Here is a 25152-nt window from a genome sequence, read left to right on the forward strand (position 1 = left end):
GTGCGATTGTTTGTGCTGTTTAATATTTAAAACACAATTAAGTTATTAAAGTATAAATGTGCTTTTTTAGCGTGATTGAGAAGGTAGAAATGGCGTGATATCTAGCTCGATAAGTATGAGAGATTTTTTGACTTCTTTTTTTAGTTCTGTCATATTAATGATAACAGTTCCATTTACGGCATTCTTATGAATAGCACTCAGTTTCTCAGTTTCACGTTTCTCTTTATATACATAAATACTTTCGATCATGTTAGGATCTATAAATGATGTGATATTATCATTATTATCTGAATAATAAGCTTGCTCCTTGTGAATGAGAATGAAAAGGGGGGCATGATCTGGGATACTTGTTGAATTCTGCAAACGTATGCTTTTAATATCATCTTTATGTTCTGCATCTAATTTTCCTTGCTGAACAAGTTCATCGAGTAGCTCTTCTTCATTACATGAAAAAAATGCGAATGTGAGTAGAATTAAAATAGAGGACAATAAGTATTTCATATGTGATTCGTTTTTTTTGATTTAGTATTAAATTTTAATTCTTTAAACTGTATTTCCCTAGTCTTTTAAATTGATTTAACGATAGTTAGTGGTTTTTACCAATGTGACCAGAATATTAATTAAGTTGAATAGGTCTTGTGAAAAAATCTAAAACCCGTTTCTTTGCGAGGCATTAAAATTAGCGCAATGACAACTTCAGAAATTTTAGAGAAATACGAAGGAAAAGCATTAACAGAAAATGATATAAGCTCTTATGAAAAATGGTCTCTGAATTTTTTTCATGAACCTCAAATTGTAAGAGAACCTTACTTGCAGATGACTTTACAGTTAGATGTCACTGAGGCATTAAAAGTTTACAAACAAAAATATGCAGGTCATAAGGAGGCTTCTTTCACTGCTTATTTGATGTGGCATCTTGTACAGACACAGAAAGCACATCCATATTTTAGATACAGAAAGATTGAGGATAAATGGTATATATTTGAAAATCTACCTGTTTTTGCTCCTATTGCAGTGGGTGGAGATAAAAGGTTCTCTGACATTGTATTAGAAAATCCTCTGTACTTAAGTTGTGAGGACTTTTTTAAGGCTTATAGAGAGCAAATTTATCTGAAAAAAGAAGGCCAAGATTTTAGTCCAATTGATGAAAAAGTCTGGCAGATAGCACATTTTGTGGGTAATTTACCTAATCTTCAATTTACAGGTTTTACTTTACACATGTCGGCTATCAATTCTGGTAGACCTTATTTCTATTTTGGAAAACGATATGTTCAAGAAGGGAAAACACAAATCCCACTCTTAGTATCTTTCGATCATGCAAACCTAGATCCGTTTGTGTTGTCAGCATTTATTGCCGATTTCGAACAAAGTATCAAATCGTAGCCTAAGCTTTATTTAGAAAATTGGAATCCACATTACGTAACTCGTACTGTGGATTTGTTGTATATATAGTTCTAAAAAAGTGATATGAAAAGACTACGTTTATTTACAACAGAACATGATCATTTTCAAAAAGCTTGGCAACTTTATGAAGATGCCTTTCCTATTGATGAAAAAAGAGAATTAGGTTTACAAAAAGAGATTATTAAGAATCCGAAATATCACTTTGATGTCATCTTTGATGAAGATGATTTTGTCGGATTTTTACTTTGGTGGGAGTTTGAAAGCTTTCGGTATATAGAGCATTTAGCTACGCTTTCAGTTCATAGAGGGAAAGGTTATGGTAAGCAGATTGTGAAGCAGTTTATTTCGGAGTCTGAAGATGTGATCATTTTAGAGGTAGACCTTCCAAAAGATGAGGTCAGTAAAAGACGAATAAATTTCTATGAACGAATAGATTTCAAGCTCAATCAATATCCTTACAAGCAATTGCCTCTAAGAAAAGGTGGGGAATATGTTGATATGCTTCTTATGTCATCCCCTCAAATCCTTTCTAAACAGGATGTAGACAGGTTTAAAGAACAATTTAAAACAGAATGTTATGAGCCATATTTCTTGGGATAGAAAAAATCCACAGTTTTCTATGATGAAAATTGTGGATTTTGAGTACTCAAAACTACTGTAACTTTGCTCTTATTTTCAGTATTTGCCTGTAAATGAATTTATTGAAAAAGACATTTAATTGATAGTTCCAAGTATAATGACTCTTGTAGTAGGTAGTTGGTAATGAGGTGTTTTTGAGTTCTTCTTGGTGTTCTTTTATTCTTTTTGGGTAGAGCTCATTTTTTACATATTCGTACAACTGAATGTCTAGCTCATTAGCCTCTGTTAATAGTTTTAGTTTAGTCGGATTATTTAAGATCTCTTTCTTGATAGAGTTATCTTGAGCAATATTCATCTTTTTAAACTTAAGATTAAGCTTTTCTGGGCTAGTAATCTTAAAAAGTTTCAAAGACTCATCAAAACGTTCAGTTAACCCAATAAAGAAATATTGTTCATTTAAAAGCCGTTTAGCTTTTTCTAAATCATCGTTACCTGCAATTCGCTTAACTTGTAGGTTACGCATATCTTTATTTTGAATCCATGTCTCAAAGTCCATTTTAAGACCATTTCGAAGACATTGATCCTGGTAATGAGAAGCGGTTCTAGTAAGAGGATCTCTTAAGAATGTAAATATGTGAAGGTCTTTATCATTAAGGTTTTTTGTGGGTTCTACTAAGTTGTGACCCGCCAAGCATTCAACATTTCCGAATATTTTTTTTGCAAAGTTGAGATCATCTTGGCTGAAAATGGCTTTTTTATTTTTTAGGGTATCAACCTGTCCTTTACCAAAGGTATTTCTAAATATAAACTTCAATGAAGTACCAGCAGTTTTTTCGATATGTACGAATACTAACATAGTGATCAGTTTTAAATATTTAAATATTACTCAGAGTGAATGCAAGAAAAGAGAAAAGGAAAAAAACTGAGATCTATAGTTTATTCGAAGAACTTAAGACCAAAAAATACCTTTTGAAAATCATCATTCGGGCTAAAAGTAATTGTGCTTTTATATAGATTGGTACAAAAGTAATAATAATTAAAGACATAAAGCCACAGAACGAATTGTACTGTGGCTTTATATCTTTTTCTGAACAGAAAAATTAGAATTTTCCATTCTGGTTTTTCCAATTGCTTTTAGCTGGGATTTCCTCTATTGTATCCCAATGTTCCACAATTTTCCCACCTTCAATTCTGAATAGATCATAGAAAGCGACATACTTCTTCATGAAAATCCCTTCAGATGCAGATAAAACGAAATTTCCTTCACCAAGAATGAAGTGATTTTTCTCGTAAGTCATTGGTGTTCTCGCTTCAGCCATCGCAGAAAGTGCTTCACCAAGTCCTTTAAGTCCATCTTTCACATGTGGGTTATGTTGGTGGTATTGAGTAGTTGAGATGTACTCTGTGATTTTGTCTGGATTTCCACCCATCAGAATATCTTTTACAAAGCCTTCAATAAGTTGTTTGTTCGCTTTAGTTTTATCTAAATCTTGAATTTCTGTAGGGCCATCAAATTGCGTTCTTCCAGAAGCAGTTTCGTCTACAATGTCTTGGAGATTATCCCAGTGCTCGACAATTTTTCCATCTTCAAAACGGAAAATATCAAAGCCAGCTTTAGGGCCAAAGAAATTATATTTTGTATGTGTGACTACGTAATCACCATCTTCGAAAACTCTTTGGATGTCAACTTTAGCTGAACCTTCGGGTAATTGTTGAAGAACAGCTCCAAAACCTGCTAAGCCATCAGCAACGGCAAGGTTATGTTGAATGTATTTATTCGGGTTGATAAATGTGACAGGAGCAGAGTCTCCAGTTTCAATGCTTTTAAGAAGAGCTGTAACTTGTTCTTTTTTTGGAGTAGTCATTTTGGCTTTAGGTTCAGATGTTGAAGTTTTGTTTTCTGTATTTGTACAAGCACTAAATAAAGCAATAGCACTTAGGAGAATTAGCTGTATCGTTTTCATTTTTCTTTCTGTTTTAATGACAATACAAAGCTCCGAAATCTGACCTAGCACTTAAAGGTTCTTTTTTCTTCTTGAATGGTACTTTTCTCCCATCTGATTACTTCAATTGTGTTTTGAAGTGAATAGGGGATTGTTGAGTATGCTTTTTAAAGTACTTTGTGAAATAAGAAGGGTCTTCAAAACCTAGTTCGTAACTGATTTCTTTTACATTTTTCTGATCGTGAACAAGCATTCTTTTAGCATGAAGAACGATACATTCATCAATCAACTGTTTTGGTGTTTTATCGATGAGGTTTGTTGTGATTTTGTGCAGTTGCTTTTCAGTTTGATTGAGTTGAGACGCATAGAATTGAACAGACTTTTCTTTCCAGAAATTTTCTTGAAGGAGCTGATGAAAGGATAGTAGAACTTCTTTCTGAGGACTATTTTCTATGATTTTTATTCCTGTTTTTTGAAAAACACGCTCTGCATGTAGCATGAAATTGTGTAAGTCATTTCTAAGGATACTCTCATCGATTTCATCAAATGGTAGAGCCAATTCAGTCGAAATGCTCTTTATGACATTTTTAAGAGAAACTTCTGTACCTATAAATAATGGAAGTCTTTCATATAAAGAATTCCAAAGTAAAGAGCGGTTTAAATAATTGCTGTGCGTTTGTGTGGCACAAAAGAAATCATCTGTGAATAGTATAATTTTACCATCGTAAGAATGTCCTCCATTCGCCCCAAATTTATTGATTGCATTGAATGGGATGAAAAGAAGATCGTTTTCATTCAGCTTATGGTCAATAAAGTCGACTTGATGAATCGTTTCACCTTTTTCAATCCAGAGTATCTGAAAAAATTGAGCACGATGAGGCGTTTCTAGAGGTGTATTTTTTTGAAATAGATCAGATATTCGGATAATCTCAATCCCGATAGGTTGCTTCTGGTTGTTGAACTGGACTTTAGAAATTTCTTCGTGCATCTTTTCTGATTTTGTGGTAAAAATATGATTTAAGAGTCTATATGGAAAGTTGACTTTCTGAGTGTTTAATGTTATTAGAATGAAGAGTGTTTGATAAGTTGTGAGATAAAAGTAAATACTCTAATATTCAATTGTTTTAAACTTGATAATCAGATATGTTTGTACTTTGTTAATACAAAATTCTATTATTTTTTAATCAACCCTTTTTATACTAAATACACCCAATTAATTATGAAACAAACATTTTACAAATGGCTAACTATTGTATGCATTGCATTCTTGATAACTAATGTTTCATGTCAAAATGAAGAAGTAATCGATCAATATTTGAGTGGAGATATAACTCTTAATCTGAAGATGGGTAATGAAAATAAAATTACTCAAAGTAGATTATCGTCAGAGGTTTCTACTGATGATTTTTCTATACTTATTAACCTGGTTGGCTCAGAAGATACTACTGCATTTTATCCTCGATATGTAGATATGCCTTCTAGTATTACGTTGAGACAAGGAGGTTACATTTTGTCTGCTTATTCAGGAACTGAACAAAGTGCCTCTTTTGAAAATCCAGTTTATTACGGAGAGACTGAATTTGAGGTAACAGCAAGTAATGAAACGGCAGTAAGTGTAGAGTGTTTATTATCTAATGCTAAAGTAAGAGTAAGTTTTACTGAAGATGCTATTACTCGTTACCCCGATATTTATGCGACTATTAATCATGGTATTGATACTTTGATATATACTCAAGGTGAGAATCAAGCTGGATATTTTGGATTAAGTGATAATGATTCAATTTATCTAGATATGACGATATATTATACTGAAAATGATGTATTGGAAACTTATGAAAAAAGCTATGAAGGAGTAAAGGCCAATGACTTCTATTCTATAACGATCAATGCATCTTTAGACGGGCAAGCCTCAGTAGGAGTAAGCATAGGTGATGAGAATGTTATTGAGGATGAAATTATACTTGGTGAAGAGACTGAGATCTTGACTTGGAGTAACTATTTTGGAGATATAGATAAAGATGAAGAGGTATTTAGTCTGATTGAAAGTATAAATGGAGGTTATATTTTAGCAGGGTACAAACAAGGGGATGCATGGCTTTTTAAACTTGATGAAAAAGGTGAATTACTTTGGGAGCAAGAACAACTATCAGGTGATGAAATTAGAGGTATAGCAGAAGATGATTTAGGAAATATATTAATTGTTGGAGTAACGAGTACGCTTGGTAACGGAGAGGATGATATTCTTTTTGCTAAACTAGATCATGATGGAAATATAGTTTGGGAAAAAACATTTGGAGGAGACTATAATGATATTGCATTCTCTATTGAGAAAAGTAAAGATGACAATTACTTTATAGTTGGCAGTAAAGAGGTCGAACATAACGAGTATGATTTGTGGGTTATGAAGATAGACAGTGAAGGGAATCTAATATGGGAATATACTTCATCTATTTTAGGAGGATTCACAGGAGCTCAGTCAATTTCAGAAAATACTGAATATGATTTATTTATTTCGGGTTACACTAATAAGAATAATCTAGTTATCTCAAAGTTGAATTCTGATGGTGTATTGATTTGGGAAAAAGTTTTTAATGATACAGTTTTTTTTAGCAATCCAGGGGGGATGACTCATAAAGCTAGTCTGATTGTTTCTAGTGAAGGCTATATTTATTGGGTAGGAAATAAATGGTCCAATAATAATATTGATTTTTGGTTATTAAAACTTGATTCATCTAATAATGTTTTATGGGAGACAAGTATTGGTGGAGGAGGTTCTGATTATGGAAACTCAGTAACAGAGGATGTTGATGGAAGTCTATTACTTGTAGGGAGAACATATAGTAAAGGAGCTGGTAGCACTGATGCATGGGTTATAAAAGTTGACACTGAAGGAAACCTTCTTTGGGATATTACTTATGGAAACACAAGCTTGGATGCAGCTAATGATGTTATTAAAAGTAAGGGTGGAGAAATAGTAACCGTAGGCTATACTAGAGTACCAGATACAGGGGATAATCAGGCTTGGGTGCTAAAGTTAAATGAAAGCGGAGAATTATAATTCTTTGTTTGAATTATATTGAAATAAAAAATCCACAGTATTCTTATTTGAACACTGTGGATTTTTGTATTGAATTGGTTTAGAAAAGAAGATTATCTAGCTGCTTTATCATTTACAAGTAGACCTCTTTTCTTCAATAAAGGCTCAATGCTAGGCTCTTTACCTCTGAATTTCTTGTAAAGTGTCATTGCTTCTTCTGTTCCACCTCTTTCAAGGATATTTGAACGGAATTTAGCTGCTGTCTCTTTATCAAATAATCCATTTTCTTTGAAGGCTTCAAAAGCATCAGCATCCAATACTTCAGCCCAGATGTAGGCATAGTAACCCGAAGAATATCCTCCGTAGAAAATGTGGTTGAAGTAAGTTGAACGGTAACGAACTGTGATTTCAGGAATCATACCTAATGCGTTCATAGCTTTGTCTTCAAATGCAGCTGCGTCTACTTCTTCTTCAGAAGTGATTGTGTGCCATTGCATATCCAAGAATGAAGCCGCTAAGTATTCTACAGTTGCAAATCCTTGGTTGAAGTTTCCTGCTTTTCTTACTTTCTCGACTAGTTCAGTAGGGATTACTTCGCCAGTCTCGTAGTGTTTTGCATATAAAGCAAGCATTTCTGGCTCACCTGTCCAGTTTTCCATAACTTGAGATGGAAGCTCTACAAAGTCTCTCGCTACAGAAGTACCCGAAAGACTGTTGTACTTACAGTTAGAAAGCAATCCGTGAAGTGCATGACCGAACTCGTGGAATAGCGTTTCAACTTCGTCCATGCTCAAAAGTGCAGGCTTATCACCTACAGGCTCAGAGAAGTTACAAACCATAGAGATTACAGGAGTAACACCTTCTGATTGCTTACGGTAGCTCGTCATCCAAGCACCAACACGCTTAGAAGCACGAGGGTGGAAATCTGCATACAATAATCCTACGTGCGTACCATCAGCTTCTTTTACTTCATAAACGGAAGCCTCTGGGTGATATTTAGGAATATCAGTTCTTTCAGTAAATGAAAGACCATAAAGTTTTTCAGCCAAAAGGAATGCTCCGTCCAATACGTTTTCCAATTGGAAATAAGGACGTAATTCGTTTTCGTCTAGGTTGAATTTTTGCTTCTTCAATTTCTCAGCATAAAACCACCAGTCCCAGCCAGCAAGTTTGAAGTTACCACCTTCTTTATCAATGATTTTTTGTAATTCAGAAGCTTCACGCTTAGCCATTGGAAGAGCAGCGTCCCAGATTTCTGTCAAGAAATCAGTTACTTTCTGAGGCTCTTTAGCCATGTTTTCAGCCAAAATGAAATCTGCATGAGAGTCATAGCCCAATAGGTTTGCTTTCTTCAGACGAAGAGAAGCAATTTTAGAAATGATGGCTTTGTTGTCGTTCTCATTTCCGTTATCACCTCTTTTGATATAAGCCGTATAGATTTCCTCTCTCAATTTTCTGTTTTCAGCATATTGTAAAAAAGGAATCATACTTGGTTTCTGAAGCGTAAACAACCACTTACCTTCATGACCTGCTGCTTTTGCTGCGCTTGCCGCTCCACCTTTTACCGCTTCAGGAAGACCCGCCAAGTCTTTTTCATCTTCAATGATAAGTTGGTAAGCATTTGTTTCAGCCAATACATTCTCACCAAACTTCAACGAAAGCATAGAAAGCTCTTTGTTGATTTCACGGAAAGAAGCTTGCTTATCTTCTGCAAGGTTTGCTCCACCTCTTACAAAACCTTTGTATGTTTTCTCAAGAAGAACTTTTTGCTCTTCAGAAAGCTCTAGTTTATCTTTTTGCTCATAAACCGCTTTTACTCTTGCAAAAAGAGCTGGGTTTAGGTTGATGTCATCTGAATGAGCTGAAAGTAATGGCGAAACTTCTTTCGCAATTGATTGAAGCTCGTCATTGGTGTTCGCTGACATCATGTTGTAGAAAACAGTAGACACTCTGTCTAACAATTTTCCAGAAAATTCAAGCGCTTCAATCGTATTAGCGAAAGTAGCCGCATCTTTATTATCAATGATCTTTTGTATTTCAGCCTTATGTGCTTCCATCCCCTGTTTGAAAGCCGGTAAGTAATGACCATTTTGAATTTGCTCAAATGGAGGAACTTCAAAAGGTGTTTCGTATGCTGAAAAGAATGGATTTTCTTGATCTAGCATGTTATCATTTTTCGGTGTACTGCAAGCCATCATGAGACTACCTGCAGCTAAACTCATTAAGATTTTTTTCACTATGATACCTTTCTTTAAGTAAAAAAATAAACGTTATACCAGAGGTATGAAAACACTTTTTTTTACAAACTATTTTCAAAGAGCGTCAGCGTGAAATGCGTCTTCCTCTTGGTAAACATGAAATTACAAGGAATTAGAATATTATATCCTTAATAAATGCAAAATTCTAAATAACTGTAAATTGTGAATGTGTGTTTTCAGCGACAATACGCATTCTTCAAATAACTAAAATGTGTAAATTGCTAGATATACAAATCTTTGGTTAGAGCTAACGAACGGTGAACATTCCTGAAGAATATAGATTTATTGTCCAACTCGGACGTGCCTTGCACAAGTATGGCGTTCCTTCTTATCGAATTCAAGAGTACTTGAAAGAAGTTTCTGCGACTCAGAATATTCAAGGTGATTTTATGGATTTACCCACATGGGTAAATTATGTATTTTATGATTCTGAAGATCAGCACACCTATAATTATATCCGTAACGTTCAGCCCGGCGAATATAACTTAAGTGCTTTGGGGGAAACGGTGGATATTACCAATCAATTTCTTTCAGGAGAATTGAAAGTTTCTGAAGCGAGACAGGCTTTGAAAGACTTGGAGCAGAAGCCAATGCTACATCGTAAAATGGTACAAGCTTTTGCTTATGGCGTGACTGCTTCTGCATTTTCAATTTTGATGGAAGCGAATTATATCACGATTATCACTTCTTTTATCATTGGTTTTGTGATAGGTGCTTTTGCAATCATGGCACAGCGTTCGTCTTATCTCAATTCGGCACTCGAATCTTTAGCCGCATTTATTGCTACAATTTTAACGGGTTGTATATACTTTTTCTTTCCGCAAGTAAATCTATTACTGACAGTTATTGCCTCTATCATCGTTTTTGTACCTGGTATGGCAATTACGCGTGCTTTAGAGGAAATCACCTCTAAGAGTTTAGTTTCGGGTACCGCAAAATTGTTTGATGCTTTAGTTTCTTTATTCAAGCAGTTTTTTGGTGTAATGCTAGGGCTTTCAATCTGGAAATATATTTTTGATCTGCCACCAATGACGGCTGGTACTGTTCCGCCATCTTGGTTAGGCTGGATAGCAATACCCTTATTTTTATTGAGCTTAGTTCCTATTTTCAATATTCGAAAGAAAGATATTGTAGGTTGTGTTATCATTGGTTTTATCAGCTACGGGTTGATGCTTTCTTTGGATGAACTAGGTCCAATGGTCAGTACATTTATTGCATCTGTATCTGTGATTTTGATAAGTAAACTAATCAAGAAAATTACAGCATCTCCAGAAATTATATTTTCTACTTTAGGTATTCTAATGCTCGTGCCAGGAAGTAAAGCTTTTCTTGGTTTGAGTAGTGCTTTTCAAATCAATGAAACAGTAGATAATGCGAGTCAGATCGGTTTGCAAGTAGCTTATATTTTGATGGGAGTAATTGGAGGATTAATATTCTCGGGTGTATTTAAACAAACGAAGGGCTAATATAAAAATAGGTTTTATTTAATTTATAGTCTTACTACTTTTGTGGCGTAGTCTCACGATGAGGTGAGAAATTTTTTAGATAAGATAAATTATATAGAAACTATTTTTTATGAAAAAGCTAGTATTACTTTTCACAGTATTGATTGCATCAATATCGTATTCTAATGCTCAAGAAAAAGGACAATTTATTCTGGGAGGAAGTTTGTTGATTTCAACTAGTTCATTAGATTTTTCTCAAAGTGGAGAAACAATCTATGAAGAGAAGTCTAATGCCATTCGTATCAGCCCAACAGTAGGACTTATGGTAAGTGATAAGACTGCAGTTGGTCTTTCTTTAGCGTATGAAAAGAGCAATATTGAAGAAGGTCGAGATCAATCCTTTGAATCAAAGAATCTTGCTATTTTTGGTTTTCTGAGAACCCATCAAAAGATTTCTGAACGATTTACTAGTTATGTGGAGCCTTATTTCGGTAAAGAAATAAATTTAGAAGATGAGGATATAAAATTACCATTCCAGTTGGGTTCTAATGTAGGTATACTATATTTTCTATCTCCGCAGCTAAGTTTAGAAGCAACGCTCTTAAGTCTCAATTATTCAACATTGGTAGAAAAAGAAGACGATACTAAGCTGAGTGTAAATGAATTCACTTTTGGTTTTCTATTAGATAATCCAGTAATCGGTTTAAAATATTATTTCTAATCTTAGAAGAATTCTAATATTGATAATCCCATCCATACATTTAGTATGAGTGGGATTTTTTTGTTTTAAATTCTAGAATTATATCCTAAAAAGTACACTAAGGAATATTGCGTATAGCAATCCAAGTTTTTATCGGTAGACCAATGAGACGCAATTATGATGGGTAAGATTAGAAACTTGGCATTCACTATTTTCAGTTTTTTGAGTTTATCGTTATTATCTGCTTGTTCAGATAGTAGTGATGGAGACATAAATATTGCCTCTGATTTTGAAAACTCACGTACGTACTTTTCCACCAGTACGAGTGTAGAATTAGAGGTTGTTTATGAACCAGATGCAGCACCTTTGACAGAAGATACATTTGGAGGTGGAATACCGATTTGGGGAATTACACAAGCAAATATTGAAGAGGTATTTTCAGATAGACCCTTACCTGTATTTGTAAATGTACCAACCTCTTTAAGTCAAATGACTCAAGTTCCAACTCAGAATAAAACAAGGTGGACAGTAGAAGACATCTTGCAGTTTACAGATGATTTCAGAAGAAATCGTTCTTCAGCTATTCAGACCTATTTCTTTGTAGCATTTGTAAACGGAATTTTTGTGAATAATGACGGAGTGGAACAGCCCTCTACAATTGGGCTAAATGTTACAGGAACGCCAATCTGTTTTATTTTTAAAGATGTGGTGAGTGCTGGGTCTTCTGGTGATAATAATGCTCTCGTAGCTTTTTTAGAACAATCGACTTTAGTTCATGAACTTGGTCACGCTTTTGGTTATGTAAATAATGGTATTCCTCTCGCTTCTGACCATTGGGATGAAGAAAATGGAGCACATTGTACCAATGAAAACTGCGTGATGTTTTGGTTAAATGAAGGGGTGAGAAATCTGACACAATTTGTTGAGCAGTATATGGACTCTGGAAGTCTGATTCTTTATGGCGAAGAGTGTATATTGGATGCAAGGGAATATTTGCCTTAAACATTTTTTGCAGAAAATATCTACTAACTTGCCAACAGAGTGTAGTCAGAAAAGTTAGGAATAAGTATGCGAGTAATTGTTCATGAAAAATTCTGTCGTTTGATCAAAGTTCAAGGAATAACCCTATATCCGTGGGTCATTCTGCGAGATCAGTATAGTAAATCAGATCTGGTTTTGCTCAATCATGAACATATTCATATTAAGCAACAGAAAGAGCTTTGGATTCTTCCATTTTACATCTTTTACCTCACACATTATCTGTGGAACTTGCTCAAATACAGAGATCATTATAAAGCTTATCGAATGATTTGTTTTGAGAGAGAAGCTTATGATCATGAACATGATTTCACTTATCCCAATAGAAAGAAGTGGGGCGCGGCTTTTAGATATCTTATCTCATAAAAGCTCGAAATCTTCCAATATTTTCCACTTTTAAGGTATTGCTTCATGGGCTAGATTTTGGTAAACTTCAATACGAAAGTTACATCAACCTAGCCCATGAATTATGCCCAAATACCTAATCATAATCCTACTATTTACTCGCTTTTTAGCTAGCGCTAGCTCACCTCCTCAAATTGTGTCCTCAGAAATAGGTATTAATGGATTGACCTGTTCTCTGTGCAGTCAGAGTGTGGAATATGCACTCAAGCAACTCCCTTTTATTGATAAGGTAGAAATGAATTTGAGCGAAACTACCGCGCTTATTTATTTCAAAGGAATTGGACGAGTAGCACCCGATCAAATAGCTAAAGCCGTTCAAGATGCAGGTTTTTCCCTCAGATATTTAAATCTAAATGTGGTTTTTGATCAGCAAGAAGAGCCTTGTATCGAAATCGCTTCTTATCAGTATTACCTCCTTTCGACAGAACAGCAAACCTTGAATGGTACAATTAGCATTCAATTGTTACATCAAGATTTTTTATCCCGAAAAGTCTTTAAGCAATGGAAAGAAAAACTCCAAAATACAACTCCATGCCACACTACATCAAATACCTATTTTGCTGCCTTACTTTAATCATATCAATAAATGGTGCTAATGCGCAAGAGCTATTTATTCTCAATGATGCTGCTACGCCTATGCCCAAAGGTGTTTGGGGCGTTAGAGGACAGGTGGAATATTATGAAGAAGGTACAGCCCAAAGATATATGACTTCTGTACGTCTGATGTATGGTGCATTCTCAAAGACATCTATTTATTTGACGCTTACAGGAAGCAATCATCATGGGAGTAAGCTAGAAGACGATTTTATTAGTCATACGCATTCGGGTTCTGGATTAGCTCCTGAATATCCTTTTGCTTTTGCAGGAATTCATCTTTTCGGGAAATACAGTTTTTTATCTTTAGATGAACAGAACAGGCATTTCAGAATGGCAGCTTATGGCGCAATTTCATCTTCAAATGCCGCACATGATGAAACAGAACCGCGCTTGATGGATGATACAAGTGGGGGAGAATTAGGGCTAATCACAACGTGGCTCAATAAACGCTTTGCTGTCTCTCTGACTTTAGGTGGTATTTTACCTTTAGCATACACAGAAACACAATTTCCGAATACCATTTATGAACGTGATGTGGAACTTCAATTCGGAAGGGCTGTCAAGTATAATCTATCTTTTGGTTACCTTCTCTATCCTAAAAAATACAAGGATTACGAACAAGCAAACTATAATGCTTATGTCGAATTTTTAGGAAAGGCTTTTGAAGATGCTGTTGTACTTTTTGATGGAGAACCACAAGAACTACAAACCGCTTTTTTGAGACAAGGACATTATGTCGAAATGCATTTAGGGATTCAGAAAATCATCAGATCGAAGAGCAGAATAGAACTTTCTGTAGGTTTTAGTTTGATTAATGAAGCTCTTATTCATCAAACACCAATTGTGAACTTAGCCTATCAAGTATTTTTATTTAAGGAAAGAAAATAGGTGACTATCGATTTTTAAGGAAAAGAAGTGATCAGCTATTTTTAATTTGATATTCATTAATTTAGAATTTCTTTATGATGTAAAATCAACTACTTAAGCTGATGAATTACCACAATAAAACTTTTAGACCTGTCTCAAATACAGAAAATGGAGAGACTTCCGAGGAGACACTTTTTTACTATAAACAAGAAGGTAACATTCTGACTTCGTCTTATAAAGGAGGTAAAATAGTAGAAGGACATCTGATAGGAACAGTAGATGAAAATGGTCAGATTGATATGCGTTATCATCAAGTCAATACCGATGGAGAACTGATGACAGGAAAGTGTATTTCTCGACCTGAGATTTTAGCGAATGGAAAAATTAGATTACATGAGACATGGGAGTGGACATCTGGAGATTTTTCAAAAGGGGAGTCAATCATTGAAGAAGTATGATACAAGAGGCCGTATTCCTTTACGTCAAACCCGAATTGACCACACAATTTGAGAAAGATTTTGTAGAAGCAAGTCAATATATTTCCTCCATTGACGGCTATATCTGTCATAGTTTACAGCGATGTTTGGAGCAAGAAAATAAATATCTGCTTCTGGTAGAATGGACGAATCTAGAAGCACATACCATTGGCTTTAGAGAATCGGAAGTTTATCAGAAATGGAAGAAAATACTCCATCATTATTATGAGCCATTTCCAGTAGTGGAACACTTTGAGATGGTCTTTAAACAAGCTAAAAAATGCTATGATTTTTAGAATATATATCCGTTGCATCGGACATTTATTTTCTATAAAAAAAACACTACTTTTATCGAAACTAATGACTGGATATTTTTTGATTATTTAAAACTATCAGATAATCATTTGGTTGAGTTTTATTGCTTGTTCATTTTTTATACTAAACAATATTTTATCTCTATTTGCTGAATATCTGCTTCTGAGAGGTGTATCATTAAACGATATGTTATTTAGATATACACTTACAGTCGATTACTAAACATTGTGCACAGAATGTAGGAAGTGTGGTTTTAATCTAAAAATGTCTCATAAGATGCTGTGATACATTTTTTTAGTTTTGGGATTTCTGGTGATACATTTTCTTTTTCACTTTTGCTCATAATGAAGCTATATACAGACTCATTATGCTGATACCTATTCCATTACCACCACCTTGGAGTCTGGTATATTTTTAATCTTAATCTCTACTGATGGTAGAGTCCCAAAACTATATTTTTAATGATGAAATTTTTTTTAAGAACACTCACAGTTATCTCGCTAGTTATTATTGGTTTTTCTTGTAGTCAACAAGAGGAATTAAAACAGACGACAAACACAAATTTATCAGATTATATCATTAACCTGTCTTCTGATTTTGAAGGTGATTTGACAGGTTTATCAAATGTTCTTGGCTTAGACGAAAGTGCAATTACTGCAAATTATGATTTACTAAACACAGTTGTTGTAAAGCTTACAGAAGAGCAAGCGGATCGTTTAGCAGGACATCAGTTAGTAGATGCTATTTCATTGGATGAGAAAGTGGAATTTGACTTTTCTCAAACAATCAATACTGCAAATGTTTCAAGTGTAAACTCAGGATTCCCTTGCGAACTACCTGATTTTTACGCAGATGAATACATTGGGCCTGGTATGAAAAATAAGGCATGGATTTTATCTACAGGAATTAATGACCATAAAGATCTAAATGTGAATAGAGCATTGGAAGCAAACTTTATTGGCGGCTCTAATTACGATATTTATGGACATGGAACAGCAATAGCTGGTATTGTAGCTGGGAAAATTTATGGCATAGCTAAAGGAGCTGAAGTTGTTTCTGTAAAAGTTTTAACAGATGCAGGCTCAGGTTCTACCTCAGGAATTATTGATGCCCTTAATTATACGGTTGGTCAGATTATCAATACAGGAACAGCAGATGTTATTGTGTTACCAATTGGAGGCGGTAAAAACTCTGCTTTGAATTCCGCTGTAAATGCAGTTTCAGCTGCAGGGATTAGAGTAGTTGTACCTGCAGGAAATTCAAATTCAAATGCATGTAATTTTTCACCAGCTAGTGCAGAAGGCGATAATGTATATACAGTTGGAGCTGTAGATTATAGTAATACATTGGCTCCTTATAGTAACTGGGGGATTTGTATCGATCTTGTGGCTCCAGGAGGTCCTTATACTACTTTAAGTAATACTTCTACTAATGGTTATTCAACTGCTTATGGTACATCTTATGCATCAGCATATGTAGGTGGTTTATTCTTACACACACTTCCTGGAGATACACTACCAACTAGTGACGATTATAATAAGAGAGGAACACCTACAGTAGCCCCAAGTATTGTACAGTGTAAATAATTAGAGCTTATCAGGTATCAGCATAGGCATAAAAACAGCTCAGCTTTAGAAAAGAAGTTGAGCTGTTTTTATGCTAAAAAAAAATTCCCTAACATACAGGGTATGCAGGGAATTGAAGTTTGTTAGTTTGTTTATTAAAGTGGTTCTACTGATTATTCTTCGTAGAACGTAATATAATTCAAGTTAAATGTTGATGTCGCTCCAGTAATTTTTGATCCCACATATCTGAAAGCGATATAGACATTCTTATTCGCATAGGCAGAGAAATCAATATCTTCAAGAGGAGTCCAAGCTTGGGCTTTAAGATCCCCAGACTTAACAACCGCAACTGGTTCACCCCATGCGTTTTTATCTATTTCTAATTCATCTGGATTATATGTTTCCGAGATGTAGATTTCTAATAATGTATGAGGCTCAGTAAGTGAAGGAGTTGTTTCTCTTAGCATCAACTCTGCTTTAGGTGCCGAATATCCCGATAGTGAAATAGGGTCTTCCGAAATTAACCAAGTCACATTCTGAGCGGCGTCAACTCCGCCGTAATATGCCGATGCAGAAACATAACCAGATTCACCCATCCACGAAATCTTTCCATGCTCGATGATGTTTTGCCAGCCTTCAAATTCAGTATCCTTAAACTTCACATCAGCGAAATCTTCTCGATAAAAGATATTGTAATCAGTACGAGGCTCGTCTAATTCTACATCTTCTACCTCATTTATATAAAGGCCATATTCACCATCTACTTTTCCAAGAATTGCAGTTATTGAACCTTGTCCATTAGGCAAAGTTTGAGAAGCAAAATTAGCTGAGGCATTCGTGAATACATATTTTGTGCCTCCAGTAGGTCCTTCCAAAGTCCTTTTTGTTGGCTCATCACCAGCTTCGGCGTAACTCATTCCTACTTCAACAAATTGTGCTCTATTGATCTTGACAAGGCTACCTACAAGAGTATCGCTCAATACTGTAGTAGGGAAAATTTCATGTGCTTCAATCGTATTGCTAGCGCCAGTTCTTGTAAAGTGATTGCGGACTTCGGTTTCAGTGATTCCTCGATATGAGCTATCGCCACTACCTTCATCATAACCACCAATTTCAACACCATTTTTAGCGTCTTTATTGAAGTATAAGCCTTTTGTACTAATCTTGATTTCTTCTCCAAGTACAAAATTCTCATATATTTTATCTTCATCAATATAAATACGAATACCTCCTGTCGAGTCTTGTAGATAAAGGCTATTCGCTAGGTTTCCAGAAGCATCATTTCCAATCACAACCCCAGTTACAAAACTTGAATCTGATACTACACCATGTGCTCTATTCTTGAATGACTTAATATCGTATTCCAATACCGGAATCGTCTCATCATCATCGTCATTACATGAATAAATGAATAAGGGTAGTGCTAGAAGTAGATAGATAAGTCTCTTTGAAATTGTGTTTGTCATCACTTTACTGTTGGTTAAACCGTTCAATTTTCAGTAAGAGAGACAAAGTTTTTCTAAAATTCGTTGTACTGATTTAGTTTCTTTTGCAATTGGATAGCTTTAAAATAGCTCTATACCAAGATAGGTAGGAAAAAAGAAGAGTAAACGTAACTTTGTTTTTGGACGAACAAGATATAAAGACGATGAAGAGAATTTGTTTTGCAACGAACAATCAGAATAAACTGCATGAGATAGCTGTACAACTTGGTGAAAAGTTTGAGCTAGTAATACTAAAAGAAATTGGCTGTGATGAAGATGTACCTGAAGAGCAAGAAACTTTAGAAGGAAACTCAAAACAAAAGGCTGAATACATTTGGGAAAACTACAACCATTCTTGTTTTGCAGATGATACAGGTTTAGAAATAGAAGCTTTAGGTGGAGAACCAGGTGTTTACTCTGCCAGATATGCAGGCCCACAAAGAGAAAGCGAAGATAATATGGCCTTGGTGCTAGAAAAAATGCAAGGACAGACAAATAGAAATGCACGTTTTCGCACTGTTATTACATTGGTCATTGATGGAAAATATGAGCAGTTTGAAGGTATTTGTGAAGGTGAAATTATAGAAGAAAGGACAGGTGATAAAGGTTTTGGTTACGACCCGATCTTTAAGCCAAAAGGTTATGATGTGACTTTTGCTCAGATGAGTACAGAAGAAAAAAATAAAATTAGCCATAGAGGATTAGCTGTGGCTAAACTAGTAGAGAGACTTAAAAGTCTGTAAAGTATAAAGAAACAAAAAGAGGCACTGTTCAATGAACTGTGCCTCTTGTATTGTAATCTAATCTATCTGTAGAATGCACAAATTAGAAATTAATCTGTGCCTGTAATCTCAAAATATTACCAGCTTGATAATTTGGTGTATAAACACCGTCATTGAATGATGAAGCAGAATCGTCATAACGACGGTCAGCAAATACATACATTGCAACAAGCTCAAAAGCTTTGTGTGGTTGCCACTCTATACCAATCTCAAGGTCATTAACCTCGTAGCTTCTAGCATCCAACTCGAATTTCTTACCTCCATCATAGTAAATATAGCGAGTAAAAGGGAAAAATGTATGGTGTCCAATATCAAATTTACCCATTACCATAGCATATGCGCCATGTAAGTCTTGTACTTTGATGGTATTAGTTGCACCATCGTACTCAGGACCTTCACCATAGTTATATTCAGCTTGGAAACCGATTGGTTGAGGATACCAAACAAAAGTAGCTCCTACACGACGGTCAATAAAGTTGTATCCATTAGCATCGTCAGCAATTCTTTCGCCACTAGCATCAGAAACACCTACACCTTCACTTACTGAAGTTGTAACATATTTACCCGTATATGCATGAACTGAAAGTTCCATGATTTGATCATTCGCAAATTGGAAAGGATAAGATGCTCTTACAACAGTGTGTAGATTATCATTTTCATCTTTCTTATTTGCAGTTTGACCATTGAAAGCACCCAAAGCAAAAGCACCATAGTTACCACTATGTTTCAAATTGTTTGCCTTTAGGTATTTGTATACCTCACGAGCAGGCTCTGGAGTATAATATAACACAGCCATCATATCACGCTCATTTTTCAATGCAGAGTTAATTGCATCAGAACGGTCAAGAGGTAGACGGTGTTGAGAAGACTGCATGTTTTCGTAACCGAAAGGTACTTTAGATTGACCTGCTCTTACCCAAAGACTTTTGTTGTCATCTAGGTAAAGATCCATATATGCATCTTTTAAAGAGAATTCTCCTGCAAAGTCTCCTTGAATGTACATATAAACTTTTTCATGGATCCATCCACTCACTTTTACACGTACACGTCTTAATGAAAGACCTTTATCTGCACCCCAGTTTTTATCCATTTGCTCAACGGCTAAATCTGGATTTGTTTCAAACAAACCGTTGTATCTAGATTGTACATATCCAGAGATTTTGATCGTTTCAAACCACTTTCTCGGAGGAGTAGGCATTTCTACCTGTGGTAATTCTTGATTAATAGAATCTTCTACTGAAACAAGTTTGTCTTGAGCAACAGACGTGCGCGAAAGACCCATCACAGCCAATAGAAGGACTGTGATAAACCCAAAGTTTGAAAATTTCATGTTAGTTATATACAAGCATTATTTATTACACGCTGCAAGTCTAGTACATAGCTCTGAACGGTCAAACTCAAAGGCTTATAATTAACATTAAGTTCATTTTGAGTTTTCTTTAAATTAAGTTAAAGTCACTTTTCGGTGAACGAATGTAAATATAAAGTGAACGAGCTTCGTTATTCACAAAAATATATGAGAAGAATTCAATGGTGTTCATTTTAAGTTTAAGTGTTTTTTGAGCACTTTTTAAGCTTGTTTTTCTTGCTCTTTTAACAAAATAAGTTGGATGTCTTCATCTATCTTTTTTCGGAAAGTGAAAAATTGAATGATACCAATGATTAAGCAAGCAGAACTGAGTCCGGTCATAAGAACGAAGGTTCCAAATACAAGTGGAGTTTCATGTCCGAAGTGAAGTATGGCTAGTCCTAAACCTAAAAAAGCAAGTCCTGTTCGTATCCAAGCAAGTAGCGTACGCTCGTTGGCCAAGGAAGTTCGTCTTTTTGCTAAAATATCTGTGATTTTCATACCCATTACCCTCATATTCGATCTTCTATTCAACAAGGAAATCTTGATCAGTTGTTCCAGACTTAGCAATTGACTTTCAAAGCCTTTTAAGGAATCTGTTTTGGTGATCTTGATCAATAAAAGCTGTTGGTGCCTTTTGTAGTTTTGCTAGTAGGTGTTAATACACACCGATCTCATAACATCATCGCATTATAAAGTGGGGAGAAGAAACTAACGATACATGAATCATAACATCACAACTACCGACCATGACAAAGATGCCAAGTGTTTCCATTGTGGCGAAGATTGTCTGGATGAAATTATAAAAGAGGACGATAAAAGTTTTTGTTGTACAGGTTGCCATACAGTATATAGTTTGCTTTCGGCAAATGATATGGGAGCTTACTACGAAATGAACCTTCAGCCTGGAGCTTCTCAAAAGGATACCGTTGAAAATAGTCGTTTTGCATTTCTTGACGATGAAAATACACGAGCACAACTTATCGAATTTACAGATGGAACAATTACAAAGGTAAGTTTCAGTCTACCTCAAGTGCATTGTTCATCTTGTATTTGGCTATTAGAGAAACTTCCGATTTTTAATAAAGGAATATCTCAATCTAAGGTGAATTTCATGCGAAAAGAAGTCTATGTGACTTTTAATGAAAATGAAATTAGCCTACGTCAATTGGCAGAGCTGTTAACTTCACTTGGTTATACACCTCATATTAATCTTGATGCTTTAGGAAAAAGTAAAAAAGAAGAAGAAGAGAAAAAGAAAAGTCGTTCGTTTTATATAAAGCTAGGCGTTACAGGTTTCTGTTTCGGAAATATCATGTTGCTTAGTTTCCCTGAATACTTAGGAATTGGAATTCCCGATCGTCAGTTTGTAGAGCTTTTTGGTTATCTGAATTTGGTGTTATCGCTTCCAATCTTCTTTTATGGAGCTTATGATTATCTCCATTCGGCTTGGGCAGCACTTTCGCATAAATCAATCAATATAGATGTACCGATCTCACTCGGAATTTTTGCATTGTTCTTCCGTTCGGTGTATGAAATCTTATCGGCTACAGGGGCAGGATATTTGGATTCTCTTGGTGCACTCATATTTTTATTATTGATAGGGAAGTGGTTTCAGCAAAAGACTTTTACCAATATTTCCTTTGAAAGAGATTATAAGTCCTATTTCCCAATTGCAGTTACGGTATTGAGAAATGGAGAAGAAAAAGTAATTCCGATAGCGAACCTTGAAATTAAAGATATTCTGAGAATTCGTAGTGGAGAGCTAATACCAGCTGATGCACTTTTGTTGAAAGGAAAGGCGCATATCGATTATAGTTTTGTGACTGGAGAATCGAAAGCAATTCCGATAAAGGAAGGAGAGCATATTTATGCTGGAGGAAAACAAAAGGGAGGAATGATAGAGGTACAAATCATTAAAGAGGTATCTCAGTCGTATTTGACAAGATTATGGAATGATGAAGCTTTCCAGAAAGATCATTCTCAAAGTTTGAATAACCGAACAAATAGGCTTAGTAGATATTTCACAGCCGTAATTTTGGTTGTTGCCTTTTCTGCAGGAATTTATTGGTGGATGCAAAATGATGTAGCAGCGGCTGTAAATAGTTTTACTGCTGTATTGATTATTGCGTGTCCGTGTGCTTTAGCTCTAAATATTCCATTTACACTCGGAAATGCTCTTCGTTTCTTAGCTCGAAATGGACTATATGTAAAAGATACCGATGCTATAGAGCAAATGGCTGAGTTAGATCATATGGTTTTCGATAAGACAGGGACAATTACTGTGGCTGAAAAAAGTAGTGTAAGTTATGTTGGTACCACACTGACGGAGGAAGAAGAGCAATGGGTAGCAGCTTTATGTAATCAATCGACTCATCCAGTAAGTCAGCAAATCCTAGATCGATATGCACACAGAAAGTCTAATGTAAAAGTAGAAGACTTTAAAGAACTAAGCGGAAAAGGAACAGAGGCTATTATTGGTGGTAAAAAAGTGAAGATTGGGAAAAGGTCATTTGTTTGTCCTGAAAAAGAAGTTGATCAATCCATCCAGTTTGAAACACATTCTTATTTCTCTATTGATGACGAGACAAAAGGATATTTCTTATTGAAACAGCAACTTCGTTACGGAGCTGATAAGCTAATTTCAGATTTGTCCGAAAATGTAGCTGTTTCCATGCTTTCCGGGGATAATAAAGGAGAGGAGGAAAGATTGAAGGAAATCTTTGGAGAGAATGCAACACTTCGTTTCCAACAATCGCCTCAAGATAAGATGAACTACATTAAAGCTTTACAGGCTAAATCTGAAAAAGTGATGATGCTTGGTGATGGTCTGAATGATGCAGGTGCTTTGAAACAAGCAAATTTGGGAATTGCAGTGGCAGAAAGTGTTCATCAATTTTCTCCAGCTTGTGATGCCATTTTATCTGCGAAGTCATTTCATCAACTTTCTCAGTTTGTGAAGTACACCAAGAGCTGTATGAAAGTGACCTACATCGGGTTCGCTTTTTCTATCCTATATAATATAGTAGGTGTAAGCTTCGCGGTACAAGCAGAGTTGTCTCCTGTAATTGCAGCTATTCTGATGCCTTTGAGTTCTGTGACTGTAGTAGGACTTGGTGTGTTGCTATCATCTATTGTAGGATGGAGAACATTGAAGAATTAGTAACTGCTTTTGATAAAAAAGAATCCCGACCTCTGAGCAAGAAGTCGGGATTTATTTTTTACTGATAATGTTTCGGATCTAATGCATTTGGTGTCCAAAGCTCAAAGAAACGTTTTACTTTAGCTTCATCATAACCTTGACCACTTTCCAAGTATCCAGAATCTTGTGTGTGCAGACGGTTTCCATTGCCATCTAAGATTACAAATGAAGGATAGCCAAAACGTTGAGGATAGTTGAGCTGAGCTAATGCTTTCTCATTCTTATTATCATTACTGTAATTGAGTTTTACAACTACGTAATTATCTTCCAAAATCTGTTTTAGTGTTTCATTTCCTCCAACAAATTTATGGAACTTGATACACCAGCTACACCAGTTACCTCCCACTTGAACAAATACATGTTTACCATCTTGTTTCGCTAGTGCAATAGCTTCTGTAAGCTGCTTTTGTCCGTCTAGAGAAGGATCGTAGATTTTGTGTTTTTGCGCCATTCCCAATAAGCATACAAATTGGAACAAGGCTACTAATAATATCTTTTTCATCATATTCTTAAAAATTGGGCTCAATTTAGAATACTCAAAGATATCCAATTTGTTAGCGCTAGTCGTGTCAATAAAAGTGAATGGCTAATTTTGAAAATAAAAAAAGGAAACCGTTTTCGGTTTCCTTCATTCTAAGACTCCTTATTTTTTTTGAGGTTTTTCTAGTACCCCATTTCCTCCTGAATCATTTGCGCTTTCAGTCTCTGGAACTCTTTTTTTTTTAGGACTCTTAGCTCTTTACTTTTTTCTGTAACCCATTTTTCACGGCTGTATTTGCCATCAGGGTGAACCATCTCGTAGTAGGTGTATTCTTCACCTAACGCATTGTATTCTGTCTCGAAGTTTTCTTCGATCAGAATAAAGTTCATTACTACATTTGATTTTAAGCTAGAGATTTCTGCAGATTCTTTTAGCATCTGAGATTCGATTTCTTTGAAGTGAGCTTCTTGCTCGGCAGCAAGCTTAACTTCTTCAACGTGCGCAATTTCTTCTTGAGATTGCCCTTCTCCCCAAACTTTAGATACTGGTTGCGCTTTTTCTTCAGCTACAACTTTTTCTTCAATACTAGCTTGAATAGTAGCAAGAAGTTCAAGCTTCCAGCTTTCTACTCTTTCTTTTTCGTTGTAGGTAAGTGTAATCCAAGGCTTACCAACGTATGTACTCCACAAAAAAGTACTTCCAGGGTCAGAAGTTAACATTCCCCAGATTTCAGGCTTATTAAGAGGGTCAGTACCCTCTTCGGCTTGTGCGAAAGAAGTTCCTGCAATAGTGATCGCGAGAGAACACAATAGTAATTTAAAGAGTCTTAGAATGTTCATTCTCATGGTTTTTGTTTTTGTATTTCACAGCAAAAAAGTTGCCGAAATATTGCTTGTTGCCTATTAAATATAAATATATTGTATTATAACTCCAATTTTTTTCACTTTACCGTTGTTGAAGTGTTTATTTAACACATTTAATTCGCTTGTTTCCAGTAACGTGAAGCAATCATGTAATCAACAATTTTTTTTGCTTCATCAAGTGTGTCAGCCATCTGAATTACTTCGTAACGTTTCTCTGGGATATTAATCAACTGCATGATAATGTATTTGTTTTCTGCTTTATGCACTTTATATCCTCGGTAATTGATATCTATTTGATTATTCATAACCACAGTGATTGTTTGGTTCTCACAATAATGAAACACCACGAGTAAATTTTGGGTT

General features: G+C 35.3%; 25 protein-coding genes. 14 read left to right on the plus strand and 11 right to left on the minus strand.

Translation table 11 applies throughout. From position 1 onward, the window contains the following. Window positions 1–66: 66 nt before the first annotated feature. Complete coding sequence (locus BC781_RS19390; RefSeq protein WP_109620974.1) at window positions 67–501, minus strand: hypothetical protein; 435 nt, start codon at window positions 499–501, stop codon at window positions 67–69. A 186-nt stretch (window positions 502–687) separates the two neighbouring features. Between BC781_RS19390 and BC781_RS19395 the strand changes: the two genes are divergently transcribed. Beyond that, the gene (locus BC781_RS19395; protein WP_109620976.1) at window positions 688–1383 is read left to right on the plus strand and encodes a CatA-like O-acetyltransferase; all 696 of its coding nucleotides are present in this window, start codon (window positions 688–690) and stop codon (window positions 1381–1383) included. 84 nt (window positions 1384–1467) lie between these two features. Beyond that, entirely contained in the window at window positions 1468–2004 is a 537-nt protein-coding gene (locus tag BC781_RS19400; protein WP_109620978.1) for a GNAT family N-acetyltransferase, read from the plus strand. A 52-nt stretch (window positions 2005–2056) separates the two neighbouring features. Here BC781_RS19400 and BC781_RS19405 read toward each other — a convergent pair whose 3' ends face one another. From BC781_RS19405 to BC781_RS19415, 3 genes are all read right to left on the minus strand, one after another. Then, entirely contained in the window at window positions 2057–2839 is a 783-nt protein-coding gene (locus BC781_RS19405; protein WP_109620982.1) for a sulfotransferase family 2 domain-containing protein, read from the minus strand. 244 nt (window positions 2840–3083) lie between these two features. Continuing rightward, window positions 3084–3947, minus strand: a complete 864-nt coding sequence (locus tag BC781_RS19410; RefSeq protein ID WP_109621438.1) for a nuclear transport factor 2 family protein — start codon at window positions 3945–3947, stop codon at window positions 3084–3086. A gap of 97 nt (window positions 3948–4044) precedes the next feature. Beyond that, on the minus strand, window positions 4045–4914 hold the full coding sequence (locus tag BC781_RS19415; protein WP_109620984.1) for an AraC family transcriptional regulator: 870 nt from the start codon (window positions 4912–4914) through the stop codon (window positions 4045–4047). A gap of 231 nt (window positions 4915–5145) precedes the next feature. Here BC781_RS19415 and BC781_RS19420 point away from each other — a divergent pair, with 231 nt between their 5' ends. Further along, on the plus strand, window positions 5146–6984 hold the full coding sequence (locus tag BC781_RS19420) for a DUF4493 domain-containing protein (RefSeq protein WP_109620986.1): 1839 nt from the start codon (window positions 5146–5148) through the stop codon (window positions 6982–6984). Window positions 6985–7076: 92 nt separating this feature from the next. Here BC781_RS19420 and BC781_RS19425 read toward each other — a convergent pair whose 3' ends face one another. Next, on the minus strand, window positions 7077–9161 hold the full coding sequence (locus BC781_RS19425; protein WP_245935642.1) for a M3 family metallopeptidase: 2085 nt from the start codon (window positions 9159–9161) through the stop codon (window positions 7077–7079). A 317-nt stretch (window positions 9162–9478) separates the two neighbouring features. Between BC781_RS19425 and BC781_RS19430 the strand changes: the two genes are divergently transcribed. From BC781_RS19430 to BC781_RS19470, 9 genes are all read left to right on the plus strand, one after another. Further along, window positions 9479–10687, plus strand: a complete 1209-nt coding sequence (locus tag BC781_RS19430; protein WP_109620991.1) for a threonine/serine exporter family protein — start codon at window positions 9479–9481, stop codon at window positions 10685–10687. A gap of 109 nt (window positions 10688–10796) precedes the next feature. After that, window positions 10797–11387 (plus strand): porin family protein, encoded by a 591-nt coding sequence (locus tag BC781_RS19435; RefSeq protein WP_109620993.1) that lies wholly within the window; start codon window positions 10797–10799, stop codon window positions 11385–11387. 156 nt (window positions 11388–11543) lie between these two features. Next, window positions 11544–12368: a hypothetical protein gene (locus BC781_RS19440; RefSeq protein WP_146201738.1), complete on the plus strand. Its 825-nt coding sequence runs from the start codon at window positions 11544–11546 to the stop codon at window positions 12366–12368. Window positions 12369–12434: 66 nt separating this feature from the next. Then, window positions 12435–12770 (plus strand): hypothetical protein, encoded by a 336-nt coding sequence (locus tag BC781_RS19445; protein ID WP_109620997.1) that lies wholly within the window; start codon window positions 12435–12437, stop codon window positions 12768–12770. Window positions 12771–12873: 103 nt separating this feature from the next. Continuing rightward, window positions 12874–13383: a heavy-metal-associated domain-containing protein gene (locus BC781_RS19450; RefSeq protein WP_109620999.1), complete on the plus strand. Its 510-nt coding sequence runs from the start codon at window positions 12874–12876 to the stop codon at window positions 13381–13383. Then, on the plus strand, window positions 13311–14294 hold the full coding sequence (locus BC781_RS19455; protein ID WP_146201739.1) for a hypothetical protein: 984 nt from the start codon (window positions 13311–13313) through the stop codon (window positions 14292–14294). Before BC781_RS19450 ends, BC781_RS19455 begins: the two co-directional genes overlap by 73 nt. A gap of 101 nt (window positions 14295–14395) precedes the next feature. Beyond that, window positions 14396–14731, plus strand: a complete 336-nt coding sequence (locus BC781_RS19460) for a n-acetylglutamate synthase (protein ID WP_211323895.1) — start codon at window positions 14396–14398, stop codon at window positions 14729–14731. After that, window positions 14728–15045: an antibiotic biosynthesis monooxygenase family protein gene (locus BC781_RS19465; protein ID WP_109621004.1), complete on the plus strand. Its 318-nt coding sequence runs from the start codon at window positions 14728–14730 to the stop codon at window positions 15043–15045. Before BC781_RS19460 ends, BC781_RS19465 begins: the two co-directional genes overlap by 4 nt. A 480-nt stretch (window positions 15046–15525) precedes the next feature. After that, the gene (locus BC781_RS19470; RefSeq protein WP_109621005.1) at window positions 15526–16650 is read left to right on the plus strand and encodes a S8 family peptidase; all 1125 of its coding nucleotides are present in this window, start codon (window positions 15526–15528) and stop codon (window positions 16648–16650) included. 152 nt (window positions 16651–16802) lie between these two features. Here the strand turns inward: BC781_RS19470 and BC781_RS19475 are convergent, their stop codons facing one another. Beyond that, window positions 16803–18095: a DUF5689 domain-containing protein gene (locus BC781_RS19475; protein WP_109621007.1), complete on the minus strand. Its 1293-nt coding sequence runs from the start codon at window positions 18093–18095 to the stop codon at window positions 16803–16805. Window positions 18096–18277: 182 nt separating this feature from the next. Between BC781_RS19475 and BC781_RS19480 the strand changes: the two genes are divergently transcribed. Further along, on the plus strand, window positions 18278–18856 hold the full coding sequence (locus tag BC781_RS19480; RefSeq protein ID WP_109621009.1) for a non-canonical purine NTP diphosphatase: 579 nt from the start codon (window positions 18278–18280) through the stop codon (window positions 18854–18856). 82 nt (window positions 18857–18938) lie between these two features. On the opposite strand, the gene BC781_RS19485 is transcribed toward BC781_RS19480, so the two are convergent. Further along, the gene (locus BC781_RS19485; protein ID WP_245935637.1) at window positions 18939–20225 is read right to left on the minus strand and encodes a porin; all 1287 of its coding nucleotides are present in this window, start codon (window positions 20223–20225) and stop codon (window positions 18939–18941) included. Between the two features lie 240 nt (window positions 20226–20465). Then, window positions 20466–20750, minus strand: a complete 285-nt coding sequence (locus BC781_RS19490) for a YidH family protein (RefSeq protein WP_158281528.1) — start codon at window positions 20748–20750, stop codon at window positions 20466–20468. A 214-nt stretch (window positions 20751–20964) separates the two neighbouring features. Here BC781_RS19490 and BC781_RS19495 point away from each other — a divergent pair, with 214 nt between their 5' ends. After that, on the plus strand, window positions 20965–23406 hold the full coding sequence (locus BC781_RS19495) for a heavy metal translocating P-type ATPase (RefSeq protein ID WP_109621011.1): 2442 nt from the start codon (window positions 20965–20967) through the stop codon (window positions 23404–23406). A gap of 58 nt (window positions 23407–23464) precedes the next feature. Here the strand turns inward: BC781_RS19495 and BC781_RS19500 are convergent, their stop codons facing one another. The 3 genes from BC781_RS19500 to BC781_RS19510 all read right to left on the minus strand — a co-directional run bounded on the left by BC781_RS19500 (window position 23465) and on the right by BC781_RS19510 (window position 25094). Next, a complete protein-coding gene (locus BC781_RS19500; protein WP_245935638.1) occupies window positions 23465–23950 on the minus strand; it encodes a thioredoxin family protein in 486 nt (161 codons plus the stop codon). 158 nt (window positions 23951–24108) lie between these two features. Then, window positions 24109–24765 (minus strand): hypothetical protein, encoded by a 657-nt coding sequence (locus tag BC781_RS19505; RefSeq protein ID WP_146201741.1) that lies wholly within the window; start codon window positions 24763–24765, stop codon window positions 24109–24111. 137 nt (window positions 24766–24902) lie between these two features. Continuing rightward, window positions 24903–25094, minus strand: a complete 192-nt coding sequence (locus BC781_RS19510) for a hypothetical protein (RefSeq protein ID WP_109621015.1) — start codon at window positions 25092–25094, stop codon at window positions 24903–24905. Window positions 25095–25152 lie beyond the last annotated feature (58 nt).

The organism is Sediminitomix flava (genome assembly GCF_003149185.1).
Taxonomy (GTDB): Bacteria; Bacteroidota; Bacteroidia; order Cytophagales; family Flammeovirgaceae; genus Sediminitomix; species Sediminitomix flava.

What these genes read in the sequence shown, in the direction of transcription:
- BC781_RS19425 (WP_245935642.1), bottom strand. Translation starts at nt 9,161, where the DNA reads ATGATGGCTTGCAGTACACCGAAAAATGATAACATGCTAGATCAAGAA.
- BC781_RS19465 (WP_109621004.1), top strand. Translation starts at nt 14,728, where the DNA reads ATGATACAAGAGGCCGTATTCCTTTACGTCAAACCCGAATTGACCACA.
- BC781_RS19415 (WP_109620984.1), bottom strand. Translation starts at nt 4,914, where the DNA reads ATGCACGAAGAAATTTCTAAAGTCCAGTTCAACAACCAGAAGCAACCT.
- BC781_RS19460 (WP_211323895.1), top strand. Translation starts at nt 14,396, where the DNA reads ATGAATTACCACAATAAAACTTTTAGACCTGTCTCAAATACAGAAAAT.
- BC781_RS19495 (WP_109621011.1), top strand. Translation starts at nt 20,965, where the DNA reads ATGAATCATAACATCACAACTACCGACCATGACAAAGATGCCAAGTGT.
- BC781_RS19485 (WP_245935637.1), bottom strand. Translation starts at nt 20,225, where the DNA reads ATGAAATTTTCAAACTTTGGGTTTATCACAGTCCTTCTATTGGCTGTG.
- BC781_RS19475 (WP_109621007.1), bottom strand. Translation starts at nt 18,095, where the DNA reads ATGACAAACACAATTTCAAAGAGACTTATCTATCTACTTCTAGCACTA.
- BC781_RS19445 (WP_109620997.1), top strand. Translation starts at nt 12,435, where the DNA reads ATGCGAGTAATTGTTCATGAAAAATTCTGTCGTTTGATCAAAGTTCAA.
- BC781_RS19510 (WP_109621015.1), bottom strand. Translation starts at nt 25,094, where the DNA reads ATGAATAATCAAATAGATATCAATTACCGAGGATATAAAGTGCATAAA.
- BC781_RS19420 (WP_109620986.1), top strand. Translation starts at nt 5,146, where the DNA reads ATGAAACAAACATTTTACAAATGGCTAACTATTGTATGCATTGCATTC.
- BC781_RS19490 (WP_158281528.1), bottom strand. Translation starts at nt 20,750, where the DNA reads ATGGGTATGAAAATCACAGATATTTTAGCAAAAAGACGAACTTCCTTG.
- BC781_RS19480 (WP_109621009.1), top strand. Translation starts at nt 18,278, where the DNA reads ATGAAGAGAATTTGTTTTGCAACGAACAATCAGAATAAACTGCATGAG.
- BC781_RS19435 (WP_109620993.1), top strand. Translation starts at nt 10,797, where the DNA reads ATGAAAAAGCTAGTATTACTTTTCACAGTATTGATTGCATCAATATCG.
- BC781_RS19470 (WP_109621005.1), top strand. Translation starts at nt 15,526, where the DNA reads ATGATGAAATTTTTTTTAAGAACACTCACAGTTATCTCGCTAGTTATT.
- BC781_RS19410 (WP_109621438.1), bottom strand. Translation starts at nt 3,947, where the DNA reads ATGAAAACGATACAGCTAATTCTCCTAAGTGCTATTGCTTTATTTAGT.
- BC781_RS19505 (WP_146201741.1), bottom strand. Translation starts at nt 24,765, where the DNA reads ATGAACATTCTAAGACTCTTTAAATTACTATTGTGTTCTCTCGCGATC.
- BC781_RS19440 (WP_146201738.1), top strand. Translation starts at nt 11,544, where the DNA reads ATGATGGGTAAGATTAGAAACTTGGCATTCACTATTTTCAGTTTTTTG.
- BC781_RS19395 (WP_109620976.1), top strand. Translation starts at nt 688, where the DNA reads ATGACAACTTCAGAAATTTTAGAGAAATACGAAGGAAAAGCATTAACA.
- BC781_RS19450 (WP_109620999.1), top strand. Translation starts at nt 12,874, where the DNA reads ATGCCCAAATACCTAATCATAATCCTACTATTTACTCGCTTTTTAGCT.
- BC781_RS19500 (WP_245935638.1), bottom strand. Translation starts at nt 23,950, where the DNA reads ATGATGAAAAAGATATTATTAGTAGCCTTGTTCCAATTTGTATGCTTA.
- BC781_RS19455 (WP_146201739.1), top strand. Translation starts at nt 13,311, where the DNA reads ATGGAAAGAAAAACTCCAAAATACAACTCCATGCCACACTACATCAAA.
- BC781_RS19390 (WP_109620974.1), bottom strand. Translation starts at nt 501, where the DNA reads ATGAAATACTTATTGTCCTCTATTTTAATTCTACTCACATTCGCATTT.
- BC781_RS19405 (WP_109620982.1), bottom strand. Translation starts at nt 2,839, where the DNA reads ATGTTAGTATTCGTACATATCGAAAAAACTGCTGGTACTTCATTGAAG.
- BC781_RS19400 (WP_109620978.1), top strand. Translation starts at nt 1,468, where the DNA reads ATGAAAAGACTACGTTTATTTACAACAGAACATGATCATTTTCAAAAA.